This window comes from Providencia sp. wls1922 (assembly GCF_009706505.1).
GTDB classification, from domain to species: Bacteria; Pseudomonadota; Gammaproteobacteria; order Enterobacterales; family Enterobacteriaceae; genus Providencia; species Providencia lanzhouensis.
Window position 1 is genome coordinate 24,365 of the sequence record NZ_WLUG01000053.1, and the last position, 23,248, is coordinate 47,612.

Consider the following 23,248-nt stretch of genomic DNA (forward strand, 5'->3'; position numbering starts at 1 on the left):
ATATATCACTGAATTACGCAAATTCGCCAAATTTTGATACAGATCAAGTTTTTGGTTAAAAAGTACCACTTATTTAGTATTGTTAGATCAGAAATGATTATTTCCGCTTACATAGCCTCACACCCTGATACTCTTAATAAGATTAAATTGTCAAAGTCTTATTATATGACAGGAGCATTATCTTGCGGTATTTATGATTTTTTATCATAAATATTCTCCCCGCTTCTTTACTGTGTTTTTTCTATTCCCTCTACGATAGTGGTAGTCACTAAAAAATTGTTGTTATATAACTTTTTACTTTGCCCTAATGCGCAATAAAGTTATAGATAATTCGTTTACTCTCAATGAGAGTTAATTTGTGGGTTGGAATAATAATTCGATATTTAATTTTATTTATTGGCAAATGTTTCAATATGAACATGGGTTATTTTAATAAGAAAAATTTATCAATTACGTATTTTTAACACGTATAGCGTGACTCTATTTTGTAATCAAAAGACTAGAAAAAGTGTCTAAATGTAAATAAAAATACAAAATTTAACTTATATCTCAAATTTAAAATATTCACAAAAATCTTTTATATCTTATAAAATCGAAATTAAATTTTATAAATTTAAATATTTATTTTTGAATATGCTTATTCAGCCTCTAAATATGACTTATTAAGTGTAATTAATATATTGACCATTTCGATTAATAGATCATTTGCAATAGTCTATGCCTATCAAAATGTTAATAAGCTAAGGTAAAAACGATTTAATGACACATAAGTTTTTATGTATTCTTTGCTTCGAATTAGATGGTCATACAAGTTGTTGGTCAAAAACAGAATGCACTGAGCTACTTTTGATTTGTGCATTACAGGGATCTGTTAGAAGCTTTAAATATGCTGACTTCTGGCTGTATTTTAATACGGTCGAGCTCTGTTTTTGCTGTTACCCAAGACTGAATAAAAGACCTCTTAATAATTTGTATAAGCAATAAATAAAAAACTCATCTTAGGAATTGAAAATGAAAAAAGTTTTACTGACTGCTATCGCAGCAACAGTTCTTGGTTTCACAACAGCAAATGCAGCAACTTCAGTTGGCGGTGGCCAAGTTAACTTTAACGGTAAAGTTATGGATGTTTCTTGTAACGTTTCTGTTGATGGTCAAGGCAGCGATGCAACTGTGTATTTAGCACCTGTTTCTTTACAAGAAGTTAAAAACGGTGGCGCTAATACTATTCTAAAACCAAAAACTTTCGCTATCGAAATCAGTGATTGTGCACAAAGCGGCAAACCTGTTACTGATACTGCAGCCTTAGGCGTGCGTTGGACTGGTGGTAACTTAGCTGCTAATACTAACGGTAGCTTAGCTAACACTGTTGTTAATGGCGCTAAAAACATCCAATTAGCACTGTCTATTGACGGTGAAAAAACCACTAAAATTTTCCCAGGTCAAGCAAGCCAACCAAAAGCAGTTGGTGAGAAAAACGGTAGCAATACCCGTTTCACTTACTATGTTGGTTACTCAACAGCAACTCCTGACACTGTAAGCGCGGGTGAAATCCAAAGCTACGCGACTTACGAAATTACTTATAACTAATTTTTCAGTCAGTTTTTATCGACATTTTCGATAAAAGCATGAGTTAGTAAGCGGTGGGCTAACTGCCGCTTTTTGCTTTGAGGCCTACATGAAAGCCATTCTATTTAGCCTTTGCTTACTGTCGAGTATGACAGCATTTGCAAATAACATCATCGTTAACGGTACTCGTTTTGTTTATCCTAGCGATGAGAAAGAAATCACTATCCAATTAAATAATACGGCTGACCGCCCGGCTATGGCCCAGGCATGGCTTGATACAGGTGATGCATCTGAAACACCTGATACGATTAAAACGCCATTTCAACTCACGCCACCGATTTCCCGAATTGAAGCAAAAGGTGGACAAACTATCCGCATTAAGCTGATGGATAAATCCGCCTTACCACAAGACAGAGAATCCTTATGGTGGCTGAATTTGTTAGACATTCCACCAATGGTCAAAAATAAAGCAGAAGAAAATCAAAATGTGCTGCAATTGGCTATCCGTTCTCGTTTTAAATTTTTCTATCGCCCATCAGGCCTAGGTAGCCGAGAGCTTGCTCCTGAGCAACTCGTTGTTAAAGCAGATGGCAGCAAACTTAATATCGGCAACCCGTCGCCATACTTTATTACTATTACAAAAATTTCTACTGATGGTTCTAACGGATTGAATAATGAAACAATTTTTTTAGAGCCTAAAAGCCAGTCGACAGTGACACTCAAGCGAGCACTGACGTCAGGAACTAAAATTATTATCAACAATATCAACGATTACGGCTCAGATGTAGCGGTAAAAACTACCGTTAAATAGGATTTAGAATGAAGCAGAGAGAGTTAAAAAATAAATATACAAACTTACTCTCAGTGACAGGTTTAGTCACAGTCTGTGCTTTACCGTCGTTTTATGCTTGGAGTGAAGAAGATACCACGTATGAATTTAACAGCGGTTTCATTATAGGTAGCCAAGAAAACGTTGATTTTGACAGATTTAATACAACAGGGATTGGCCCAGGAAAATATTCCGTTGATGTATATACCAATGGGAGTTGGAAAGGGCGATACGACCTTGATTTCGTCGCCAAAGAAAATGGACAGTTAGGAACCTGCTATACCCCAGCCCTGTTATCTGACTTGGGTATTAATGTCGAAAAGTTTGCCCCGACGGCGAAACCCGATAGCAAAGAGTGTCTCTTTTTAACTCAGTGGAATAGTGATCCTGATGTTAGTGACACATTTCACTCATCAACATTACGAGTTGATATTTCTGTTCCTCAAATTTATGAGCAGAAATCATCTCGTGGCTATGTCTCTGAACAATTTTGGGAAACTGGAGTCCCTGCGTTGAATCTGGGGTATATGAGTAACTATTATGATAGTCGCTCAAATGGTAACAATAATGCGAGTGCTTATCTCGGATTAAATGCAGGATTAAGCTATGACGGTTGGTTATTAAAGCATATTGGAAATTTAAATTGGCAACGTAAAGAGGGTGCTAATTGGCATAGTAACCAAACCTATTTACAACGTCCTATTGTTAGATTGAAATCTAAAGCAACCGCAGGTCAGTTTTATACTGACGGGGATATGTTCGACAGTATCAGTTTATTAGGGGCTAAAATTGCCACTGACGATACAATGTATCCTGATAGCATGAGTTCTTTTGTACCTGAAATTCGAGGTGTTGCACAAAGTAATGCCCTTGTTACCGTCAAACAAAATGACGTCGTTATTTATCAAACCTCGGTTTCCCCCGGGCCATTTAACCTCAATGATGTGTACCCATCTGGTTATGGTAATGACCTTGTTGTGACTATCAAAGAGGCAGATGGAAGTGAATCTTCTTTTAGTGTGCCTTACACGTCTATGGCACAGTTACTACGTCCCGGTTATACCCGTTATCAACTGTCAGGTGGTAAATCAGATGCTAAAGGCATCAGTAACCAACCGTTCATTATGCAAGGTACTTTGCAGCACGGTTTAAATAACACGTTCACACTGTATGGTGGAATCACGGCATTTGATGACTATCAGGCTTATTTGCTAGGTGCGGGTGTGAATACGGTTATTGGTGCGGTTGCCGTCGATGTTACCCAATCAAGAACGGTATTCAATCAAAAAACGGATATGGGGCAGAGTTATCGATTTACTTTCAATAAGTTATTTTCTGATACTGACACAAACCTTGTATTAGCGGCATACCGTTATTCAACAGAAGATTATTACAGTCTTTCTAATGCGATTTACACGATTGATGCGGATAAGAAAGGAATAGATAGTTCATTAGGGCGTGAGAAAAACGGTTTTAGCTACACAATTAACCAAAATTTACCGTACGACTTAGGTAGTTTCTATTTCACTGGACGTATTTCAAGTTATTGGAACCGTAGCGGTATCGAAAAACAGTACCAATTAAATTACAACAACCAATTTGAACGTTTTTCGTATGGCATCTCATTTATGCGAGTCTATTCAGATAATACGCAAAGAACGCAAGATGACCGTGTGAGTTTAAATGTGAACTTCCCTCTCTATTTCGGGGATCGCAATTACGCTGCCATTACCTCAAACACCATCTTTAATAATGATAAATTTGGTTCTTCACAAGTGGGAGTTAATGGGTCAATTGATACAGATAATAATTGGACTTATGGTTTAAATACGTCGTTTGAAGAACATGGTAATAGTAATTTTGCACTGAATACGGGATATCAAACTTCGGTTGTGAATACGAATGCTAACTACAGCCAAGGTAATGGTTATCGTCAATATGGTGCTTCTGCTAATGGATCAATGGTGGTGCATGAGGGTGGAGTCACATTCTCGCCGAATACCTCTTCAACGATTGCATTAATAGAAGCGAAGGGGGCCGAAGGGGCTTCTGTCATGGGGTCACAGAACACCAAAATTGATAGCCATGGGTATGCGTTAGCGCCTTATGTTCGCCCTTATCGTATTAATAATGTCGACATTGACCCGAAAGGTAGCCCTGAAGATATCGTGTTTAACAGTACCACAGCGCAAGTTGTACCGTATGAAGGTAGCGTTGTAAAAGTTGTTTTTGATACGAAAGTTGAGAAAAACGCAGTGTATAGCGTCGTTCGACCGAACAGTAAAGCGCTGCCATTCGGTGCCAATGTGTTGGATCCTCAAGGGAATTACATTGGTGTTGTAGGGCAAGGTGGGACAGTCTTTATCAGTAATAATGAATCTAAACTTGCGACAGTGAAGTGGGAAGGCGGAGAGTGTTCGTTCCCATTAACGACGGAAAATAGTCAGGAGAGTCTATGTCAATGATCAAAAAATGGCGCTGGCTAATTGGTGCTGGTGTTCTCCTTGCTACTCAGTATGCATTAGCTTTCGGGTATGCAGATGTTTGTTATCGCAAGAATGTAAGACCCATAGATCTCAATATGACCTTAGGCAATGTTGTTGTTGATCCAAACCTTCCTGTTGGAGGGGTTATTATGAGAAAACAATGGCCTATGCGTACTAATGGCTATCAATCGTATTTAACATGTTATGGAACGAATACGCTTCAAGCTGAAGTGGTGATGGGTGGTCTGCGTCATTTAGGTGATGGCGTTTATCAATCCAGTATTCCAGGAATAGGTATGAAATTTGAACGAGGTGGAAACCAAGTCAATATTCTCTATCCCGGTACTCATACGATTTATGGCGGACGAAATGGCGTAAGCGTATACCTTGAAAACTCAACGTTCACATTAACGTTGATAAAAACCGCAAGAAAAACAGGTTCTGGCACAATTGCCAATGGGCAGTACACCGAATATGGTTATAAACATAATACGGATCCATTAATTCGAACGTATCTACAAGGAAATGCGATCACGATTGTATCGCCATCTTGCTTAATCAATGGTGGACGAGAACAGAATGTGACACTCGCGCCGATAAAGCGTAATCAATTGACCGCTTATCAAGCGCCTGTAGGAGATATTGATTTTGATATTACCATGGAGTGTAACGGTGGAATTACCTCTTCAGGATTAACTACATTTAATATTGATTTTCGTGGAAATGCGTCGGCGAGTGATGTTAATGGCGTACTAAGAAATGAAGAAGCTGGAACTAATGGTGCAAAGGGTGTTGGTATTCAAGTAATAGAAAGAAGTAGTAAAGCACCATTAAGTTTTACTCGTAGTTATAAAGTCGGTACGGTAGTGAATAATCAGGATGACTTATTGATTTTTCCTTTAACCGCTCGATATTTTCCTTATGAGAGAGCCATTTCGGCAGGTGATGTTCGGTCACACTTAGTTTTCAATGTCACTTACGATTAAAAATCATATTCAACTTCAATAGGAAATCGCATATTTTTAATAAAACATATGCGATTTTTTTGTTTTTAAATTAATGCTGGTCAGTGGTGTGAGGTCGGATGTTTTATTATATATATAATATGCAGCTTTAATTTTTTAAAAGAAATAAAAAAATACCCAGAAAGCTAATTTTAATCGATGAAGATTAATGGTCTACATTAGCGTTAACTGGGTATTTTTAGATAATCGAAAAAAGATTATTATGCGTGATGTTTAGATGGAATAATTACACTTTCTGCTGCGTATTGTAATTCTCTATTCGGAATGTCGAATGAATGGTCATCGTTATTATTAATTTCACTTTTATAACCGTTAAAGAACCATTCAATAGGACACATTAAAATTTCAGAAATATCAAGCAGATGGTCAATTGGGATCTTGTTAACACCATTTTCATACCGCGATATTTGCTGCTGACTTAAATGTAACTTATTTGCTAGATTTGCACCTGACAAGCCTAGCTCTTTTCTCCGGTTTTTTATTCTAAGACCAATGACACTATGAATGTCCATATGACATACTCAACTTATTATTAAGGTTATTATCAGTCGTTTTCACTATATATTATATTAAATTACAAGCTGGTTTAAAAGCTAATAATTAAAATTAACGTCAAATTAAAGTATTTAACTTTCAATGATGGTCTTTCATTTTGTGATAGTCACATTCAAAAATTCGACGTTTGTTTCTGTAGTGCCATTTTGAATATTCCGAATTAAAATAACAATAAGAATATCCCGCTAGAATTACGCGGTTAAACCTGTCTGTTTAATAAAATCAACATTTATCTTATTTGTTAGTTAATTGTTTAATATGTTAATTAGATTAGTTGAACCGTTTCATTATGAAACGTTGGGGTTGATTTTGGATGGTTTTCATTTTTGTTATCCTATAATTTATTCATTTTAATTCTAAATTAAAATATAAAATCAGGAATTTAAAATGCAATGTATTACTTTTTTTGTGAATTAAACTTCAATTAATTTTATTTATTTTTGTTTTTATAATTAAATATAACTAGATTTATTATATTAAATAATAAAAAAGAAATTTCTTTAGCACTACACTAAGTATAAATATCAAGTATACTTAAGTTAACTTAATTCGCTTTATCACTGAGTGTGTGAGGGTAATATGAAACTGTATATCTATGATCATTGTCCATTTTGTGTTCGCGCCAGAATGATTTTTGGCTTAAAAAAAGTTGCGGTAGAAGAAGTGATTTTGTTGGATAACGATATCGAAACCCCAACACGTATGATAGGGCGTAAAATGGTACCTATTCTAGAGAAAGAAGATGGTAGCTATTTACCTGAGAGTTTAGATATTGTGCGCTATATTGACCAATTAAGTGAGCCTCGTTTAGCCGCAGGGGAAATTAGCCCTGAAATTGATAGTTGGTATAAAGCAGTTTCGTCGACGGTATCTAAATTAGTGACACCACGTTTTACTGAATCTGAGTTTCCTGAAATAGCGACGGAAGCGGCTAAAACCGCGTATATCCAGCGTGTTAGCAAGTTTCATGGAGATGATTTATCTGTACTGCGTAAAGAAACGCACACGCTGTTGATTGAGTTAGAGCCGCATATGGATCTATTAGATGTATGGCTAGAAAAGCGTAACAAAGCACTTGTAGATATTAATGATTTTATTATCTTCCCTGTGTTGCGTAGCTTAAGTATTGTGAAAGAAATAGGTTTTAGCACCACAATTCATGACTATATGGACCGCACATCAAAAGCGACAGGAATTAATTTGTTATTCAGCCAAGCCAAATAATATTTAAGCAATACTAATATAGGAAGATAAAAAAACCGCCAAATTAAGAATGGCGGTTTTTTATTTTGCAATAAAAGCAGAATTACTGCATATAATCACTCAAGATATAAACAAGTTTATAATGGCCTTGTGTCAACGTTAAATGATCTTTGGTTAATGTTACTGTTGCACCATTTGTCAGCATACGGTTAATTAAGGTATCCCATCGTGAAAGATCTTCATCTACGCACTCTAATTCTGTTTTACTTAATGTTTTAACTTTTAGTGTTGCATTATTAATTGCACCCATTCCGTTAAAGTCATTACACATAGAGGCAGAGACAAACATTTTTTCACCGAATGAAATGGACGGTGCGGTCTGTTTTTTGGCAATGCGCTGACCATCCACTTCAGTTAAGACAAAATTATGATGCATCAGCTGCTGCTCAAGGGATTGCTGACTACTACCTGCCTTTACCTGATGGGTTTGGCAAGCTGCAAGTAACAACCCAAAGAGCGTTAGAGGGATCAATCTTTTCATGATGCGAGATCCTGCTAAGGCTTCACAACGTTCGGGCAATTTTCGCCACGACTGGTTTGTTGAATATTACTCAGTGTTGTTAAGCTGATACTTGTTAAGGCTTCTTCGGTTAAAAACGCCTGATGGCCGGTAAATAATACGTTATGACAAGAAGATAATCGGCGGAAGATATCATCTTGAATTACATCATTAGATTTATCTTCAAAGAATAGATCTCTTTCATTCTCATACACATCCATACCTAATGCGCCAATTTTTTGGGATTTGAGCGCATTAATCGCGGCAGCCGAATCGACTAAAGCTCCACGGCTGGTATTGATGATCATTACGCCTGATTTCATGCGATTAAACGCGTTTTCATCCAGCAAATGGTGGTTTTCCGGTGTTAAAGGACAGTGCAGAGAGATAACATCGGATTCTCGATACAAGGTGTCTAAATCGACATATTCGGCACCCAGATCAAGGACGGCTTGGCTTGGGTATGGGTCATGAGCCAGTAGGCGCATTCCAAACCCTTTTAAAATTCGTAATGTGGCTTGACCAATTTTACCTGTACCAATAATGCCCGCAGTGCGGTTATGCATGTTAAAGCCAGTTAGGCCTTCGAGAGAAAAGTTAGCATCTCGAGTACGTTGATACGCGCGATGAATACGGCGATTCAAGCATAGCATCATGCCAACAGCATGTTCTGCAACAGCTTCAGGAGAATAAGCAGGAACGCGAACGACTTGAATTCCCAACTCATGGGCTGCATCTAAATCAACATTATTAAAGCCAGCGCAGCGTAACGCGAGAATATGCACATCGAGAGCCGCGAGCTCTTCCAGCACAGCACGGTTTGCTTCATCATTAACGAAAATGCAAACTGCGTCAGCACCGACGGCATTTTTAGCTGTCTGAACCGTTAATGGAAAATCAAAGTATTCAATATTAAAATTAAACTCTGATTGTTGGTTGACCTGTTCCATATGTTTGCGATCATACTGTTTGGTGCTATAGGAAACAATTTTCATCAGAGGAACTCCATAATTTATAGGAACCAATAAATGACAAAGTGTAGGTAAAATAAACAAACCTACAAAAATATGCGTTCAGAATAAGACAATTAGTGATGTAAATCACCTCTAAATTAAGAAAATATCTTACTGTTTACGTTTGATTTTCGTTTGCTCACTATCTTTAACAAAGACGGCCATTTTTAGTGTTAAAATAATGCCATTGTTAAGTTTTATTTTTCTTCTTTTACAGAATAGATTGGTTTTAAAGAACAAAGAACGTTAAGGAGCAGCGTGAAAATTTGCATTATTGGTATATCAGGAGCAGGGAAAACAACGCTCGCTCAAAAGTTATCGGAAGAATTTAATCTCCCTGCATATGGCTACGATGACATTTATTGGAATAAAACCCAAATGGAGTACGTTAAAAATACGCCGGAAACCATGAACTCACTGATTTCGGAGATAAAATCTAAAGAAAGGTGGATAATGGAAGGCTCTTATGACAAGCGTTTAGCGCCTTTTTTTGTCGATTGCTCATTAATCATTCGGCTCAACATTCCTTACCGAGTTTGCGCTTTTCGGATCATTAAACGCTTTTTAATATCGCAATTAAAGGGCATGCGACCAAAAGAAACCTTGATGAATACGTTAGAACTGCTGCGTTTTGCTAAACACTTTGATCAGCGATTGGATGAGTTTTTTGCAGCTAATCCGATATTTGCCGAGAAAGTGAAATTTGCACATGATACACCATCATGTTTTCGTGAAATTGCCAACTATACAGCATCACATATTCACTAAGAACTGACTGAAAATAATGAAGTAACGGAGTGAACACATAGGGTTAAGTTGTTCATTTCTGCTTTAAAAGATTAGAATATATTTATCTGAATGGAGATAGTTATTATGGAAATGACCTACATCGCAATGCAAGTCGTTGAACTGCTCGTTCCAATGCATCCTTTCGCTTTATTTTCATCCATATCATCAATGATATTTATCGCTGCTTCATGAAGATGATGCTCAGAGAATATTCATGAAACGGGCAATAAAAATACTGTTTTTCTTATTAGGGGTGAGTGTTGTGCTCCTAATCATATTATGGTCAACATTAACCCGTTGGGCGCCCATTGTTGCGAGTCATTTTTTACCGCCGCCAGTGACGCTGTCACTTTCTGAGCCACAACTTGTTAATCATCAAATTAGATTCCCGAGTGTGGGATTAAGTGCAAATAATTGTTCTCTTGTCACAGTAACGGATGCCAGAATCTCTTTTTTCCCGATTAGAGCCAAAATTGATGGGCTTGATGTTAATGCGGAATGTTTGGATAGCATCAAAACGAGTGAGGAGTCACCAAGTTCTCCTATCAATATCACCGAGATACTGGATGCACTCCCTCAATTTTCACTCGTCATTGATAAAATCACACTGCATTCTTGGGAACAATATCAAGGGAGTTTATGGTTACGCAGTACCGCTGATTCTCCACTTATGTTGGATTATCAGGGGGAAAATGTACGGGTTTCTTCTTTTGTTAATTCACAAAATCAACTGATTGTGCAGCAATTTTCGGCAACATTACCTCAGAGCACATTAGCGTTAGAAGAGTTGCAAACACTGGATCAACGTAAGCCACAAGAAGAGCCTCAACATATTGAATTAACCGCGCAATTGGCTTTACCTCTGACGACGGCTCAACTGCCCGAAACGGGAGATATCGAAGCGCAATTTAAGCTTATTGAGTTAAATAAACGCTTAAATACAAAATTGCATTGGCAGCGCGACCAAGGATTGCTGACTGTGACGGATCTTGAGCAGCAACAAGAATTATTCCATCTTCCATGGCAGGTTTCATCATCACAAGTGATCGTAACGGATGGTCAATGGCGCTGGGATGATGCACAAGTTCCACTTCATGGTGGAATTGCATTTCAAATTGATAACTGGAATCAAGCCCTGAGTGAGTTTGTGGTTTCAGGACGTTTGAATATGTTGACTGATGCAAAAAAAGGAAAAGCTAACTTAGTTCTTACCCTTGAACCTAGCCGTATCAATCTCCTCGATGCAAATATTGATTTTAGACTCAACGGTCAAGTGAAATACGATGACATGGTGCTGGATATCAATTTGCCAGCAAAAATTGCAGGTCAGTTGGTTTCACCCACCGTTGTATTTATGCCCGGCTCATTAATGAGAGCCTATGGGCAGGTTTCACCGACAATTCTGTTACGGGAAATACGCTTACCTTTGGCGGGTACGCGTTTAAATGCCGACGGAATTTCGGGGCGCTTACAAGCGATTTTAAAAGTAAAAGAACAGTACTGGGGGGATTTTGATATTCACCTCGATGGTAGCGCGAATAAGTTTAATATTGATAAAGGTAAATGGTTCTGGAATTACTGGGGAAATGCTCAGCTACCCGCGTTAGCCGCTCGTTGGGATGTGAAAGGTAACGGTAATTGGCAAGATACACAATTAACGCTCAATAGTTTAAATACGGGATTTGACCAAATTAAATATGGTTTACTCTCCATGTCTGCTCCACGCCTTAAATTGACATCGCCACTGGTTTGGCAGAGAGACCCAGCAAAAGCTGATTTTTATGGCGCATTGCAATTAACTAGTAATCGAATGTTATTTGGTGCTGACAGCTATTTACCTAAAATTACGGCGAATGCAGAACTTAAAGGTACATCCCCAGCCAGTTTTCAGTTAAAAGGGGATTTAAGTACTAGGCAAGTAGGACCTATCGTGATATTTGGGCGCTGGGACGGTGAACGTCTGCGTGGTGAAGCACGTTGGCCAGAGCAGTCAGTGAAAGCATTTCAAACATTAATTCCGAAAGACCTAAATATTGAATTACGGGAGGGTAAACTATTTTCTCAAGCCGCTTTTTCCATGACTCCAGAAAATGGTTTTATTGCTGGTGGGCATTGGCGAGTGCAAAATACGAGCTTATGGATGAAGGATGGTGAGCTTAATGGTTTGGATTTTGTCTTGCCGTGGAAATTACATAATAGTACGTGGACATTAGGTGAAAAATCGCCCGTTGAATTACGAATAAAACATGTCTCGAACTTATTCGAATTCACCGATATCAAAGCGGATTTATCGGGAACATATCCTCCAACGGAAACGCATCCGATCCAACTGAGTAATGTTGGATTTAAAATGTTAGGTGGTGAAATTAATCTCGATTTACTTCGTTGGCCACAAAATAAACCCGCGACGATAAGTGTCCACCAAGTGGAACTTAGCGAATTATTCACAAAACTAAAAGTCTCACAATTTGCTGTTTCTGGTCGAGTAAATGGCGAGTTGCCATTTTACCTGAATAACCCTGATTGGATTATTAAAGGGGGATGGATGGAAAATAGTGGGCCTTTGACATTACGCTTAGATACCAATTTTGTGGAGTCTATCGCCAAAGATAATATTTCAGCGGGATCGGCAATTGGTTGGCTACAATATCTTGAAATTCAACGCAGTCGTACGGATGTGAATGTTACCAACTTGGGATTACTCACCATGTCGACTATTCTTGAAGGATATAACACCAAAGAAGCCAAGAAACGTGAAGTTCACTTAAATTATCACCATGAAGAGAATATTTTTCAGTTATGGCGTAGCTTACGTTTTGGCACTGGCTTAGAAGAATGGCTTGAAAAGAATATATAGAAGAGAAAAGGACTAACGTGAAAACATTAAAATTGATCATGATGATGGCAATGGCATCGCTATTAACGGCATGTTTACGCGTAGAAGTCGCTACGCCAGATAAGCCAATTAACATCAATATGAATGTTAAGATTGAACATGAAATCCAAATTAAAGCTGACCGACAAGTCGAAGAGTTATTGAAAGAAAACAGCGATCTATTCGGTGAGGTACCTGCAAAATGATGAACTGGTTTAAAGTCGTCACGTTATGTTCCACATTAAGCATATTTTCTGCATTTGCTCTGACTGTGGAAGAAGGTAAAACTCACGGTCTGATAGGGGAAACCTTATCAGGATATTTGGCGGTAATTGACCAAAGTAGTGCAGATGCAAAGCAATTGGTTGAACATATCAATACTGAAAGAAAAAACCGATATACAGAAATTGCAGATAAAAATGGGCTTAAAACCAACGATGTCGCAAGAATGGCAGGGCAAAAATTGGTTGAACGTGCACCCGCGGGAGAATATGTACGCGGTATTAATGGGCAATGGATGCTGAAAAAATAAAAATGCGCACTATTTTTAATTTTAGATGAAATAAGTGCGCATTATTTTCGATGCTAAATTAAGAACCAGCAGTAAAGCGTTATTTAACGAGGCATACTGTTAAGCAATCAGTGAATCAATATGGTTTTTCGCATGTGATTGCGCTTTCTCTGCTGATTCAGCGCCTAACGAGGTGCCTTCCGCGAAAACAAACTCAATGTTTTTAATGCCAATGAAATTCAAAAATAGGGTGATGTAAGGCACCATGATATCCGTTGGTGTATCTTTATAAATCCCGCCTCGGCTAGTCAGAACATATGCACGCTTATTGGTTAATAGCCCCACAGCACCTTGTTCGGTATATTTAAAGGTATGACCAGATCGAGCGATAAAATCAAAGTAATGTTTCAGCTGAGAAGGCACTGAAAAATTGTACATCGGTGCGGTGATCACTAAAACATCGCTTTGTTTAATCTCATCAATGAGTTGATTTGATAGGTTTAAATGTGCTTGTTGCTGCTCAGTTTTAGTGTCAGTAGGTGCAAAAGCTGCTAAAATTTCGCCATCAATCGCAGGGATCGGCTGGTTAACTAAATCTCGAACTATAAATTCATCATCGGGATTTTTTTCTTGCCACTGTTGTACAAAATAATCAGCCATTTTATTGCTGTGTGAATAATCTGCCAAAATGCTTGATTTCAATAGTAGTACTTTACTCATTATTTTCCTCGAAACTCATGTGTCTATCTCATCAGATAATGATGATACTCGGTATGTGGCAGATTAATAGGAAGAAATTTAGAAGTCATACTTCAAAAAAACTGATGGTATTTGTATGAAATAACTAAAATCATAAAATAAACCTAAATATTATCTTTAGCCACCACATGATTATAGGTTGATGAGTGGCGTTATAATGAATTGAAAAATAAGGATTTAAGAATGGATTCCATTCTATCAGCATTACATGCTGACATTGAACAAACATCACTGCGTGATCAATGGCAACTGAAGAAACGCCTTCACGGCATCTCAAAAATACAAGATCAAAAATCTCGTATGGCAGTTATCGAAGTCATCAAAGGGGATATTGAAAAGGCAAAACAGAAGGTTGAGAAAAAACGTCTGAATATGCCGAAAATTGTTTACCCTGAAAACTTACCAGTTAGCCAAAGAAAACAAGCTATTTTTGATGCGATTAATCAGCATCAAGTGGTGATCATTGCTGGTGAAACGGGGTCAGGTAAAACCACGCAGATCCCTAAAATTTGCTTGGAGCTGGGCCGTGGCGTGAAGGGCTTTATTGGTCATACTCAGCCAAGAAGATTAGCGGCTCGCTCAGTGGCTTCGCGACTTGCACAAGAGTTAGAGTGTGAGCTAGGTACAAATGTCGGTTATAAAGTCCGCTTTAGTGACCAAGTGAGCGATACCACCCAAGTTAAATTAATGACGGATGGTATTTTACTGGCGGAATTGCAGAATGATAAATTGCTATTGCAATATGACACAATTATTATCGATGAAGCCCATGAGCGCAGTTTAAATATTGATTTTATTTTAGGTTATTTACGTCAATTATTGCCTAAGCGCCCTGATTTAAAAGTCATTATTACATCAGCGACGATTGATCCAGAGCGATTCTCTCGACACTTCGGTCATGCGCCAATTGTTGAAGTTTCAGGGCGAACATACCCAGTTGAAGTGCGTTATCGCCCAATTATGGGGGACGATAATGACAGCGAACGCGACCAAATTGACGGTATTATCGATGCAGTTAATGAGCTAGGGCGTGAAAGTGCCGGCGATATTCTGATTTTTATGAGTGGTGAGCGAGAAATTCGTGACACCGCTGATGCACTATCCAAACTACAGCTGCGCCATACGGAAGTCTTACCGCTATTTGCACGGTTATCTAACAGTGAGCAAAACCGAATTTTCCATCCTCATGGTGGTCGCCGAATTATTCTCGCAACGAACGTGGCAGAAACCTCACTGACGGTTCCGGGGATCAAGTATGTGATTGATACGGGTTATGCACGTATCAGCCGTTATAGTTATCGCACCAAGGTACAACGCTTACCGGTCGAAGCGATTTCACAAGCCTCTGCCAATCAGCGTAAAGGGCGATGTGGCCGTGTTTCGGACGGTATCTGTATCCGCTTGTATTCTGAAGAGGATTTCTTATCTCGACCGGAGTTCACCGATCCTGAAATCCTAAGAACCAACCTGGCGTCGGTCATTTTACAGATGACCTCAATCGGACTTGGGGATATTGCGGCATTTCCATTCGTTGAAGCACCGGATAAGCGTAATATTCAAGATGGTGTCAAATTACTGGAAGAGCTTGGTGGGATCCAACCTCACAAAGATGCAGATAAAGGTTATCGATTAACCGATATCGGACGCCAGCTAGCACAGCTCCCCGTTGACCCGCGTTTAGCGCGAATGGTGATTGAAGCCAGAAAGTATGGCGCGGTACGCGAAACAATGGTGATCGTTTCGGCATTATCGATTCAAGATCCCCGCGAAAGACCGCTTGATAAACAGCAAGCTTCTGATGAAAAACATCGACGTTTCCATGATAAGCAATCGGATTTTCTGGCATTTTTAAATCTGTGGGATTATTTAAAACAGCAGCAAGAAGAATTATCTAACGCACAATTTAGAAAAATGTGCCGTCAGGATTTCCTTAATTATTTGCGAATTCGCGAGTGGCAAGATCTCTACACGCAGTTGCGTCAAGTCGTGAAAGAACAAGGGTTTGCTATCAACAGTGCTCCAGCAGATTTTCGCAGTATTCATGTCTCGCTATTGGCAGGGTTGCTCTCACATATCGGCCAGAAAGACGCTGAAAAACACGAGTTTACGGGAGCGCGAAATGCGCGATTTACTATTTTCCCAGGTTCTGGTTTATTCAAAAAACCACCGAAGTGGACGATGGTTGCTGAACTGGTTGAAACATCAAAGTTGTGGGGGCGGATTGCGGCTTCGATTGATCCTGAATGGATTGAACCTCTAGCTGAGCATTTAGTGAAACACCACTATAGCGAACCCCATTGGTCAAAATCAGAAGGTGCTGTCACAGCATCGGAAAAAGTGACTTTATACGGGTTACCGATTGTTGCTTCACGCCAAGTCAATTATGGCTCTATTGATCCATTATTATGCCGCGAACTCTTTATTCGTCATGCACTGGTGGAAGGTGACTGGAATACCCGTCACGCGTTCTTTAGAGCTAACCTAAAACTGTTATCAGAAGTAGAAGATCTGGAACACAAATCACGTCGCCGTGACATTTTAGTGGATGACGAAACGCTATTTGCATTTTATGACCAGCGTATCCCGAATGATGTGATTTCCTCTCGCCATTTTGATAAATGGTGGAAGACTGTATCAAAACAGCAACCGGATTTGCTCAGTTTCGAAAAAAATATGCTGATCAAAGAAGATGCAGGAAATGTATCGGCGCTTGATTACCCGAATTATTGGCATCAAGGCGATCTTAAATTCCGTTTAAGCTACCAGTTTGAACCAGGCACTGATGCCGATGGAGTCACCGTTCATATCCCATTAGCTATTTTGAATCAGGTGCAAAATGTGGGCTTTGACTGGCAAGTACCGGGTCTGCGCCATGAATTAATCGTTGCGTTAATCAAATCATTGCCTAAACCTATCCGTCGTAATTTTGTGCCTGCACCAAACTATGCATCTGCATTTTTGGAGCGAGTTCCGACCCCAGAAGGCAGCGTGTTAGATAAACTAGAACGTGAACTGCGCCGAATGACGGGGGTTACGGTCGAGCGTGAAGCTTGGCAGTTAGACCAACTTCCAGTACATTTAAAAATGACCTACCGAGTGGTGAATGACAAAAATAAAACTGTCGCGGAAGGGCAAGATCTGGATGTCTTAAAAGATAGCCTTAAGGAAAAAGTGCAAGAAACACTGTCCGAGGTTGTGGATGATGGTATTGAACAAAGTGGCTTGCATATTTGGAGTTTCGGAGAGTTGCCACAACGTTATGAACAAAAACGCGGAGGATATTCAGTTAAAGCCTATCCAGCGTTAGTGGATGAAAAGAACAGTGTGGGGATCCGTGTTTTTGAAACCGAATTTGAACAACAGCAAGCAATGTGGGGCGGAATTCGGCGATTATTACTCTTGAATATTCCATCGCCAATCAAATATTTGCATGAAAAGCTGCCGAATAAATCCAAATTGGGGCTCTATTTTAACCCTTACGGTAAAGTGCTTGAGCTAATTGATGACTGTATCGCGTGCGGTATTGATCAGCTGATTGCAACTTATGGCGGCGCGGTATGGACTGAAGAGCAGTTCGAATCATTGAAAGAGTATGCGAGAGCGGAATTGAACGATGTGGTTGTGAATATCGCCAAGCAAGTTGAGCAAATCTTAACGGCTGTATTTGCTATCAATAAACGGTTGAAAGGCCGCGTTGATTTTTCGATGGCGCTCGCATTGTCTGATCTCAAAGCTCAAATGTCAGGATTGGTATTTAAAGGGTTTGTGACAGAGCAGGGCTGGAAGCGATTACCGGATATTTTGCGTTACTTAAACGGAATTGAACGTCGATTGGAAAAGTTAGCCATCGATCCAAATCGTGACCGTGCTCAGATGAGCAAAGTTGAACACGTACAAACCATGTGGCAGCAGTGGATGAGTAAACTAACGCCACTACAAAAGCAGTTACCGGAAGTACAGGAAGTTCGCTGGATGATTGAAGAGTTACGAGTGAGTTTATTCGCTCAACAGCTTGGAACGCCATACCCGATATCGGATAAACGGATCATTCAAACCATGGAAAGTTTAACGCAGCAACTATAGCTAGGGGTCAATGATAGCGTTAGGCTGGGATAATTTATTGTTTAATAAGATAAAAATGTGCGATGTGGTAACGGTACCGCTCGCGCATTTTTTATTGTGAAATTATTAATTACGGATAAGCTTTACTACCCAATCTCATTTTAGTTACAACATACTAATGGTTTTTACCATGCCTACATTAACAACTGAGTTGTCTGCAATATATTTGCCTTGCTAGCGTGGTTTGGGGCTTATCGTTTTTTGAATTTCTGTATTGGTGAATAGTCATTCAAAAACTACATCACCAAAAGGATGATAATTGTAAAAAGCGAGGAGGTTGGTCAGGGGAAAAGAAGATAATACAAAGCGAGCTAAATTCAATACGTTAAATTTAGCTCGCGACTAAAGAGCGGGATTAAGCTAATAGGGAATATAACGCTGGCACTGAGGCTATTGCAATTCCAAATGCTAAGATTTTCTCTATTAACTTCAGTGGGGCTTTTGCTGTTTGCTGTGAACGGGCATACAGAAAAATAATGATCCCCGGCGCATACAGCACTACAGAGAGCATTAAGTTAATCAATCCAGATGCGTACAACAGCCATAATCCATAGACAGCAGCAACAAAACCAACCGCGAGCAGGGCTTTGCTATGACGTTGATAAGCAACTTTGACTAAAAAGGCACCGACTAAAAAGTAAGGAACCAAAATCATCTCTGAAGCGATAGTCAGCAGAGTATTGTAGTTACTGCCACTTAACCAAATTAGCACTAATGATAGTTGAACTGCACCGTTGGTGAACCATAACGAGGAAGATGGTGCATCATTCTTATTTAATTTATTGAAAATTTTAGGGAATGATTGGTATTGTGCGGCAATATACGGAACTTCAGCGGCCATAATTGTCCAGCTCAAATACGCGCCACAAACAGAGATAATCAAACCTGCGGCAATAATGATGTCACCGCTAGAGCCAATTAAAGAGACCATTAAAGTCGCCATCGACGGGTTTTTAATCTCAGCCAGATCGGCACGAGGCATGATCCCAAGAGATAGTAGGGTGACAAGAATATAGATAATTAATGCGGAGCTTACCGCAAAAATGGTAGCTAGACCGACATCTCGGCGGTTTTTCGCCCGAGCGGAGACGACGACCGCCCCTTCAATACCAATAAAGACCCACAGAGTGATCAGCATGGTGTCTTTTACTTGTTCCCAAACGGGAATGCCAAGGTCAATACCGCTAAAATCGGCATCAAAAATATCGAGCTTGAAGGCAAAGAATGCGAGTACGATAAATAACCCAAGAGGGACTAATTTCGCCATCGTGGCGAGTTTGTTGATCCCCGCCGCAGTTTGCACACCGCGAAGAACTAAGTAATGCACAACCCACAGTAAGATAGATTCACCGATTAGAGCTTGCCAAGTATTACCATCGCCAAACACAATGTTATCCGGTGTATCGGTGAAGAAGCTGATCGCGGCAAAGACAATCACTAAATAGGAAACGTTGGCGACAACAGCACACAACCAATAGCCCCATGCAGAACAAAAGCCAATAAACTCACCAAATCCTACTTTTGCATAAGTAAATATTCCGCCATCCAGGTCAGGACGAATTCTGGAAAGGAGTAAAAGAGAGAATGCAAGAAATAAGATCCCTACGCCCGTGATGGACCAGCCGATGATTAATGCTAATGGGCTTGCCACTTCAGCCATATTCTGAGGAAGGCTAAATACACCAGCACCAACCATTGAGCTAAGAACTAGCGCGGTGAGTGCAGTAAGGCTTAATGTATTTTTCAATGTATATCCTGGTTGTTGTGCAATCAAAAGTTAAAATCACGTTAAGATAGCAATGCTATAAATGGATTCACTGTCACAGCTTTTAAATCCAGTTGGATCACCTGCTAAATTAGAGTGTGGATTCTACGAATGAAATGCGCCAGATGCAATGGGAAAATATGCACAGAACAAGATGTTTTATTCACTTTCGCTATTTATGGTAAATAGGCTCACATTTTATAAAGTGCTAATTTGAGCTGTTCAGGAATAGGTATCAGGAAGTAGGGCAATGCAAACAAAAAAAGCCAGCTTAATATTTAAGCTGGCTTTCATAATAAAGTAGAGCTATCGACTATTTGAACAGGTCTGCACTGATGGTGACGCTGCCACCATTCGACTGCCATTCACGAGTGATATGGTAGTATTTTGCACCTTTAGCTTCTGCACGTTTGGCGATTTGATAACGAACTTCTGGGGTATTAGTGTAATAACCGGAGAAAGTAATGGAATCAAATGGAACCATCATGGCTGCTGCTGTTTTGTTCACTTCTTCAATGACATAACCACTTGGTAATGTCACGCTAGTACGACCCGGCTGGCTTGAGGACGTTTCGAAGAAACGACCAACAGCTTCGGTTGGTTCTTCTGAGCTTGCAACGCCAGGGATCAGAACTTTATCAGCAGCTTCACCACCCTGCGCTAATAACGCACGACCCGCCTCTGAATCAGCAGGAACAACTGCTTCTTCTTTTTGAATTTGGCGCTTAGGTGCATCTTTCTTATAGATATATGCGGTTGCTAAAGTGTTACCACCGTCATTCATGGCTACGTTGCGAACCACATAAAATGAGGCTGCATCTTTTTCTTTGGCTTTTTTCGCGATTGCTTCGTATAAGTCCGGTTCAGATGGGTAGAAACCACTTACAGTGACGGCATCAAAAGGCTGATACACTTTTGCGTCCGCTTTAGACATTTCTTCAACACCACCGAAAACTCGGCGAGCAGATTCTTCACGTTTTGATGCATCTTTTGCGTACACATCAGCAACAACACGCATGTTGCCACTGTCACCTATATCATCAAGGCTTTGAATGTAAAAGGCATAAGCCCCCATCTTATCAGCCCTACGGGAAACTGCATCGGATGCTTCATAGATAGCATTAAAACGCCCAGTGACGGTTATACGCTCATAAGGTTGTAATTCGGTAGCCTGTTTTGGCGTTAATTCAACAGCCGCCTGTGTAGCGGTTATACTAGTTAATGATAGCACCGCGGCTGCGATGACCGTAGTTTTCAGCTTCATACAAAATCCTTCCGCCTTGCGCAATTTATTATAAACATGCTGAATAATAGTTGTAACACATGGCGGTGATTATTACACGTAACTGCCCATGTTGTCGCACTATTTTATTTTTATAAGACACAAATAATGATTGACTAGTCAAATTTACCAGTTTTTTTAAAGTATCCAGTATTTTATTGACCTAAAACTAAGATTTCCACGGTGAATTCCATTTACTGTCTTAGAATCGTGATCAATTATGGATCAATAAGGCTAATTTCAGTAGGTTATTAGAACATTTTACATCTGTTCAACGACAAAATAGGACTTTTCCTTTTGATAAGGCAGTCATTTTTTTGGCGAATAACCTACAACATAGATTACTTCGAGCTTTAAAAAGGGAATATTATGCGAATTGGTATACCAAGAGAACGACTTGCCAATGAAGCGCGTGTTGCCGCTACACCATCAACAGTCACCCAATTGTTAAAATTGGGTTTTTCGGTGTGTGTTGAGCAAAATGCGGGACATTTAGCAAGTTTTGATGATGCAGCTTATGAGCAAGCTGGTGCAGAAATTGTCTCTCGTGAGAGCGCATTTTCTGCGGATATTGTGTTTAAAGTGAATGCACCATTGTCGGACGAAATTCCTTTATTAAAAGAAGGGGCGACTTTAGTCAGCTTTATTTGGCCGGCGCAGAACCCTGAGTTAATGGAGGCATTAAAAGCCCGTAATATCAACGTAATGGCAATGGATGCAGTGCCGCGTATCTCTAGGGCGCAATCGCTTGATGCATTGAGCTCAATGGCAAATATCGCCGGTTACCGCGCGATTGTGGAAGCAGCTCATGAGTTTGGACGCTTCTTCACCGGACAAATTACTGCTGCTGGTAAAGTACCGCCAGCAAAAGTGATGATCATCGGTGCGGGTGTGGCGGGCCTGGCTGCGATAGGTGCAGCAGGTAGCTTAGGCGCAATTGTTCGCGCATTTGATACTCGCCCTGAAGTGAAAGAGCAAGTTCAAAGTATGGGTGCTGAGTTCCTCGAATTAGATTTTAAAGAGGATGCGGGGAGTGGAGATGGTTACGCGAAAGTGATGTCTGAAGCCTTTATTAAGGCAGAAATGGCGCTATTTGCTGCACAAGCAAAAGACGTGGATATCATTGTAACGACAGCGCTTATTCCGGGTAAACCTGCGCCAAAATTGATCACCAAAGAGATGGTTGAATCAATGAAGCCAGGCAGTGTGGTGGTTGATCTTGCTGCACAAACGGGCGGTAACTGTGAGCTGACTCAAGCGGATAAATTGGTTGTCACCGATAATGGTGTCAAAATCATCGGTTACACCGATTTACCAAGCCGTTTACCAACGCAATCATCTCAGCTATATGGTACTAACCTTGTTAACTTGATGAAGCTGTTATGCAAAGAAAAAGATGGCGAAATCACGATTGATTTTGATGATTTAGTCATTCGCGGCGTTACGGTTATCAAGCAAGGCGAAATCACCTGGCCAGCACCGCCAATTCAAGTTTCAGCTCAGCCACAAGCGAAGCCGAAAGCCGTTGAAAAGGTGAAAGCGCCAGAGAAAAAGATGTCACCGGTAACCAAAATGGCGCTGATGGCACTGGCTATCATCTTGTTTGGATGGTTCGCCAACTCAGCTCCAGCCGAGTTTTTATCGCACTTTACCGTCTTTGCGCTGGCTTGTGTGGTGGGATACTACGTGGTGTGGAACGTCACCCATGCGCTGCATACCCCGTTGATGTCGGTCACTAACGCCATCTCAGGGATTATTGTTGTTGGTGCATTGCTGCAAATTGGCAGCGGTGGCTGGGTAAGTTTCTTATCCTTTATTGCGATCTTGATCGCAAGCATCAATATTTTCGGTGGGTTCACAGTAACTCAACGTATGTTAAAAATGTTTCGTAAGGGATAAGGAGTAACTT

Annotated in this window: 17 protein-coding genes; 11 read left to right on the plus strand and 6 right to left on the minus strand. The window is 40.0% G+C overall.

Translation table 11 applies throughout. From position 1 onward, the window contains the following. The first annotated feature begins 1,011 nt into the window (after window positions 1-1,011). The 4 genes from GKR71_RS04675 (at window position 1,012) to GKR71_RS04690 (ending at window position 5,867) form a co-directional block, all read left to right on the plus strand. Window positions 1,012-1,587 (plus strand): fimbrial protein, encoded by a 576-nt coding sequence (locus GKR71_RS04675; protein WP_154633992.1) that lies wholly within the window; start codon window positions 1,012-1,014, stop codon window positions 1,585-1,587. Between the two features lie 88 nt (window positions 1,588-1,675). Then, the gene (locus GKR71_RS04680) at window positions 1,676-2,377 is read left to right on the plus strand and encodes a fimbrial biogenesis chaperone (RefSeq protein ID WP_036948187.1); all 702 of its coding nucleotides are present in this window, start codon (window positions 1,676-1,678) and stop codon (window positions 2,375-2,377) included. An 8-nt stretch (window positions 2,378-2,385) separates the two neighbouring features. After that, on the plus strand, window positions 2,386-4,860 hold the full coding sequence (locus GKR71_RS04685) for a fimbria/pilus outer membrane usher protein (protein WP_154633993.1): 2,475 nt from the start codon (window positions 2,386-2,388) through the stop codon (window positions 4,858-4,860). Further along, window positions 4,851-5,867 (plus strand): fimbrial protein, encoded by a 1,017-nt coding sequence (locus tag GKR71_RS04690; protein ID WP_154633994.1) that lies wholly within the window; start codon window positions 4,851-4,853, stop codon window positions 5,865-5,867. The genes GKR71_RS04685 and GKR71_RS04690 overlap by 10 nt, the downstream gene beginning before the upstream one ends. Window positions 5,868-6,106: 239 nt before the next feature. Here the strand turns inward: GKR71_RS04690 and GKR71_RS04695 are convergent, their stop codons facing one another. Further along, on the minus strand, window positions 6,107-6,418 hold the full coding sequence (locus GKR71_RS04695; RefSeq protein WP_036948178.1) for a helix-turn-helix domain-containing protein: 312 nt from the start codon (window positions 6,416-6,418) through the stop codon (window positions 6,107-6,109). 622 nt (window positions 6,419-7,040) lie between these two features. Here GKR71_RS04695 and grxB point away from each other — a divergent pair. Beyond that, a complete protein-coding gene (grxB, locus tag GKR71_RS04700; protein WP_036948175.1) occupies window positions 7,041-7,685 on the plus strand; it encodes a glutaredoxin 2 in 645 nt (214 codons plus the stop codon). 82 nt (window positions 7,686-7,767) lie between these two features. Here the strand turns inward: grxB and GKR71_RS04705 are convergent, their stop codons facing one another. Then, on the minus strand, window positions 7,768-8,205 hold the full coding sequence (locus tag GKR71_RS04705) for an META domain-containing protein (RefSeq protein ID WP_108478170.1): 438 nt from the start codon (window positions 8,203-8,205) through the stop codon (window positions 7,768-7,770). 14 nt (window positions 8,206-8,219) lie between these two features. Then, window positions 8,220-9,218, minus strand: coding sequence for a 2-hydroxyacid dehydrogenase (locus tag GKR71_RS04710; protein WP_154633995.1), 999 nt, complete (start codon window positions 9,216-9,218; stop codon window positions 8,220-8,222). A gap of 276 nt (window positions 9,219-9,494) precedes the next feature. Between GKR71_RS04710 and GKR71_RS20015 the strand changes: the two genes are divergently transcribed. The 4 genes from GKR71_RS20015 (at window position 9,495) to GKR71_RS04730 (ending at window position 13,432) form a co-directional block, all read left to right on the plus strand. Continuing rightward, the gene (locus tag GKR71_RS20015) at window positions 9,495-10,004 is read left to right on the plus strand and encodes an AAA family ATPase (protein ID WP_230083116.1); all 510 of its coding nucleotides are present in this window, start codon (window positions 9,495-9,497) and stop codon (window positions 10,002-10,004) included. 235 nt (window positions 10,005-10,239) lie between these two features. Then, a complete protein-coding gene (locus tag GKR71_RS04720; RefSeq protein WP_154633996.1) occupies window positions 10,240-12,882 on the plus strand; it encodes a YdbH family protein in 2,643 nt (880 codons plus the stop codon). A gap of 38 nt (window positions 12,883-12,920) precedes the next feature. Continuing rightward, a complete protein-coding gene (locus GKR71_RS04725; RefSeq protein ID WP_036948339.1) occupies window positions 12,921-13,106 on the plus strand; it encodes a YnbE family lipoprotein in 186 nt (61 codons plus the stop codon). After that, window positions 13,103-13,432: a YdbL family protein gene (locus GKR71_RS04730; protein ID WP_154599296.1), complete on the plus strand. Its 330-nt coding sequence runs from the start codon at window positions 13,103-13,105 to the stop codon at window positions 13,430-13,432. The genes GKR71_RS04725 and GKR71_RS04730 overlap by 4 nt, the downstream gene beginning before the upstream one ends. Window positions 13,433-13,531: 99 nt before the next feature. Here the strand turns inward: GKR71_RS04730 and GKR71_RS04735 are convergent, their stop codons facing one another. Then, a complete protein-coding gene (locus GKR71_RS04735; protein WP_036948157.1) occupies window positions 13,532-14,131 on the minus strand; it encodes an FMN-dependent NADH-azoreductase in 600 nt (199 codons plus the stop codon). 222 nt (window positions 14,132-14,353) lie between these two features. On the opposite strand from GKR71_RS04735, the gene hrpA reads away from it, so the two are divergent. Beyond that, window positions 14,354-18,253 carry an ATP-dependent RNA helicase HrpA gene (gene hrpA / locus GKR71_RS04740; protein ID WP_036948154.1) on the plus strand — a complete coding sequence of 1,300 codons (3,900 nt, stop codon included), beginning with the start codon at window positions 14,354-14,356 and terminating at the stop codon, window positions 18,251-18,253. A 394-nt stretch (window positions 18,254-18,647) separates the two neighbouring features. On the opposite strand, the gene GKR71_RS04745 is transcribed toward hrpA, so the two are convergent. Both GKR71_RS04745 and ydgH read right to left on the minus strand, forming a co-directional pair. Further along, complete coding sequence (locus GKR71_RS04745; protein WP_036948151.1) at window positions 18,648-20,039, minus strand: amino acid permease; 1,392 nt, start codon at window positions 20,037-20,039, stop codon at window positions 18,648-18,650. A 331-nt stretch (window positions 20,040-20,370) separates the two neighbouring features. Next, the gene (gene ydgH / locus GKR71_RS04750; protein ID WP_036948148.1) at window positions 20,371-21,321 is read right to left on the minus strand and encodes a DUF1471 family protein YdgH; all 951 of its coding nucleotides are present in this window, start codon (window positions 21,319-21,321) and stop codon (window positions 20,371-20,373) included. 387 nt (window positions 21,322-21,708) lie between these two features. Between ydgH and pntA the strand changes: the two genes are divergently transcribed. Further along, window positions 21,709-23,238 (plus strand): Re/Si-specific NAD(P)(+) transhydrogenase subunit alpha, encoded by a 1,530-nt coding sequence (pntA, locus tag GKR71_RS04755; protein WP_154599294.1) that lies wholly within the window; start codon window positions 21,709-21,711, stop codon window positions 23,236-23,238. Window positions 23,239-23,248: the final 10 nt, after the last annotated feature.

What these genes read in the sequence shown, in the direction of transcription:
- GKR71_RS04675 (WP_154633992.1), top strand. Translation starts at nt 1,012, where the DNA reads ATGAAAAAAGTTTTACTGACTGCTATCGCAGCAACAGTTCTTGGTTTC.
- GKR71_RS04680 (WP_036948187.1), top strand. Translation starts at nt 1,676, where the DNA reads ATGAAAGCCATTCTATTTAGCCTTTGCTTACTGTCGAGTATGACAGCA.
- GKR71_RS04685 (WP_154633993.1), top strand. Translation starts at nt 2,386, where the DNA reads ATGAAGCAGAGAGAGTTAAAAAATAAATATACAAACTTACTCTCAGTG.
- GKR71_RS04690 (WP_154633994.1), top strand. Translation starts at nt 4,851, where the DNA reads ATGTCAATGATCAAAAAATGGCGCTGGCTAATTGGTGCTGGTGTTCTC.
- GKR71_RS04695 (WP_036948178.1), bottom strand. Translation starts at nt 6,418, where the DNA reads ATGGACATTCATAGTGTCATTGGTCTTAGAATAAAAAACCGGAGAAAA.
- grxB (WP_036948175.1), top strand. Translation starts at nt 7,041, where the DNA reads ATGAAACTGTATATCTATGATCATTGTCCATTTTGTGTTCGCGCCAGA.
- GKR71_RS04705 (WP_108478170.1), bottom strand. Translation starts at nt 8,205, where the DNA reads ATGAAAAGATTGATCCCTCTAACGCTCTTTGGGTTGTTACTTGCAGCT.
- GKR71_RS04710 (WP_154633995.1), bottom strand. Translation starts at nt 9,218, where the DNA reads ATGAAAATTGTTTCCTATAGCACCAAACAGTATGATCGCAAACATATG.
- GKR71_RS04720 (WP_154633996.1), top strand. Translation starts at nt 10,240, where the DNA reads ATGAAACGGGCAATAAAAATACTGTTTTTCTTATTAGGGGTGAGTGTT.
- GKR71_RS04725 (WP_036948339.1), top strand. Translation starts at nt 12,921, where the DNA reads ATGATGATGGCAATGGCATCGCTATTAACGGCATGTTTACGCGTAGAA.
- GKR71_RS04730 (WP_154599296.1), top strand. Translation starts at nt 13,103, where the DNA reads ATGATGAACTGGTTTAAAGTCGTCACGTTATGTTCCACATTAAGCATA.
- GKR71_RS04735 (WP_036948157.1), bottom strand. Translation starts at nt 14,131, where the DNA reads ATGAGTAAAGTACTACTATTGAAATCAAGCATTTTGGCAGATTATTCA.
- hrpA (WP_036948154.1), top strand. Translation starts at nt 14,354, where the DNA reads ATGGATTCCATTCTATCAGCATTACATGCTGACATTGAACAAACATCA.
- ydgH (WP_036948148.1), bottom strand. Translation starts at nt 21,321, where the DNA reads ATGAAGCTGAAAACTACGGTCATCGCAGCCGCGGTGCTATCATTAACT.
- pntA (WP_154599294.1), top strand. Translation starts at nt 21,709, where the DNA reads ATGCGAATTGGTATACCAAGAGAACGACTTGCCAATGAAGCGCGTGTT.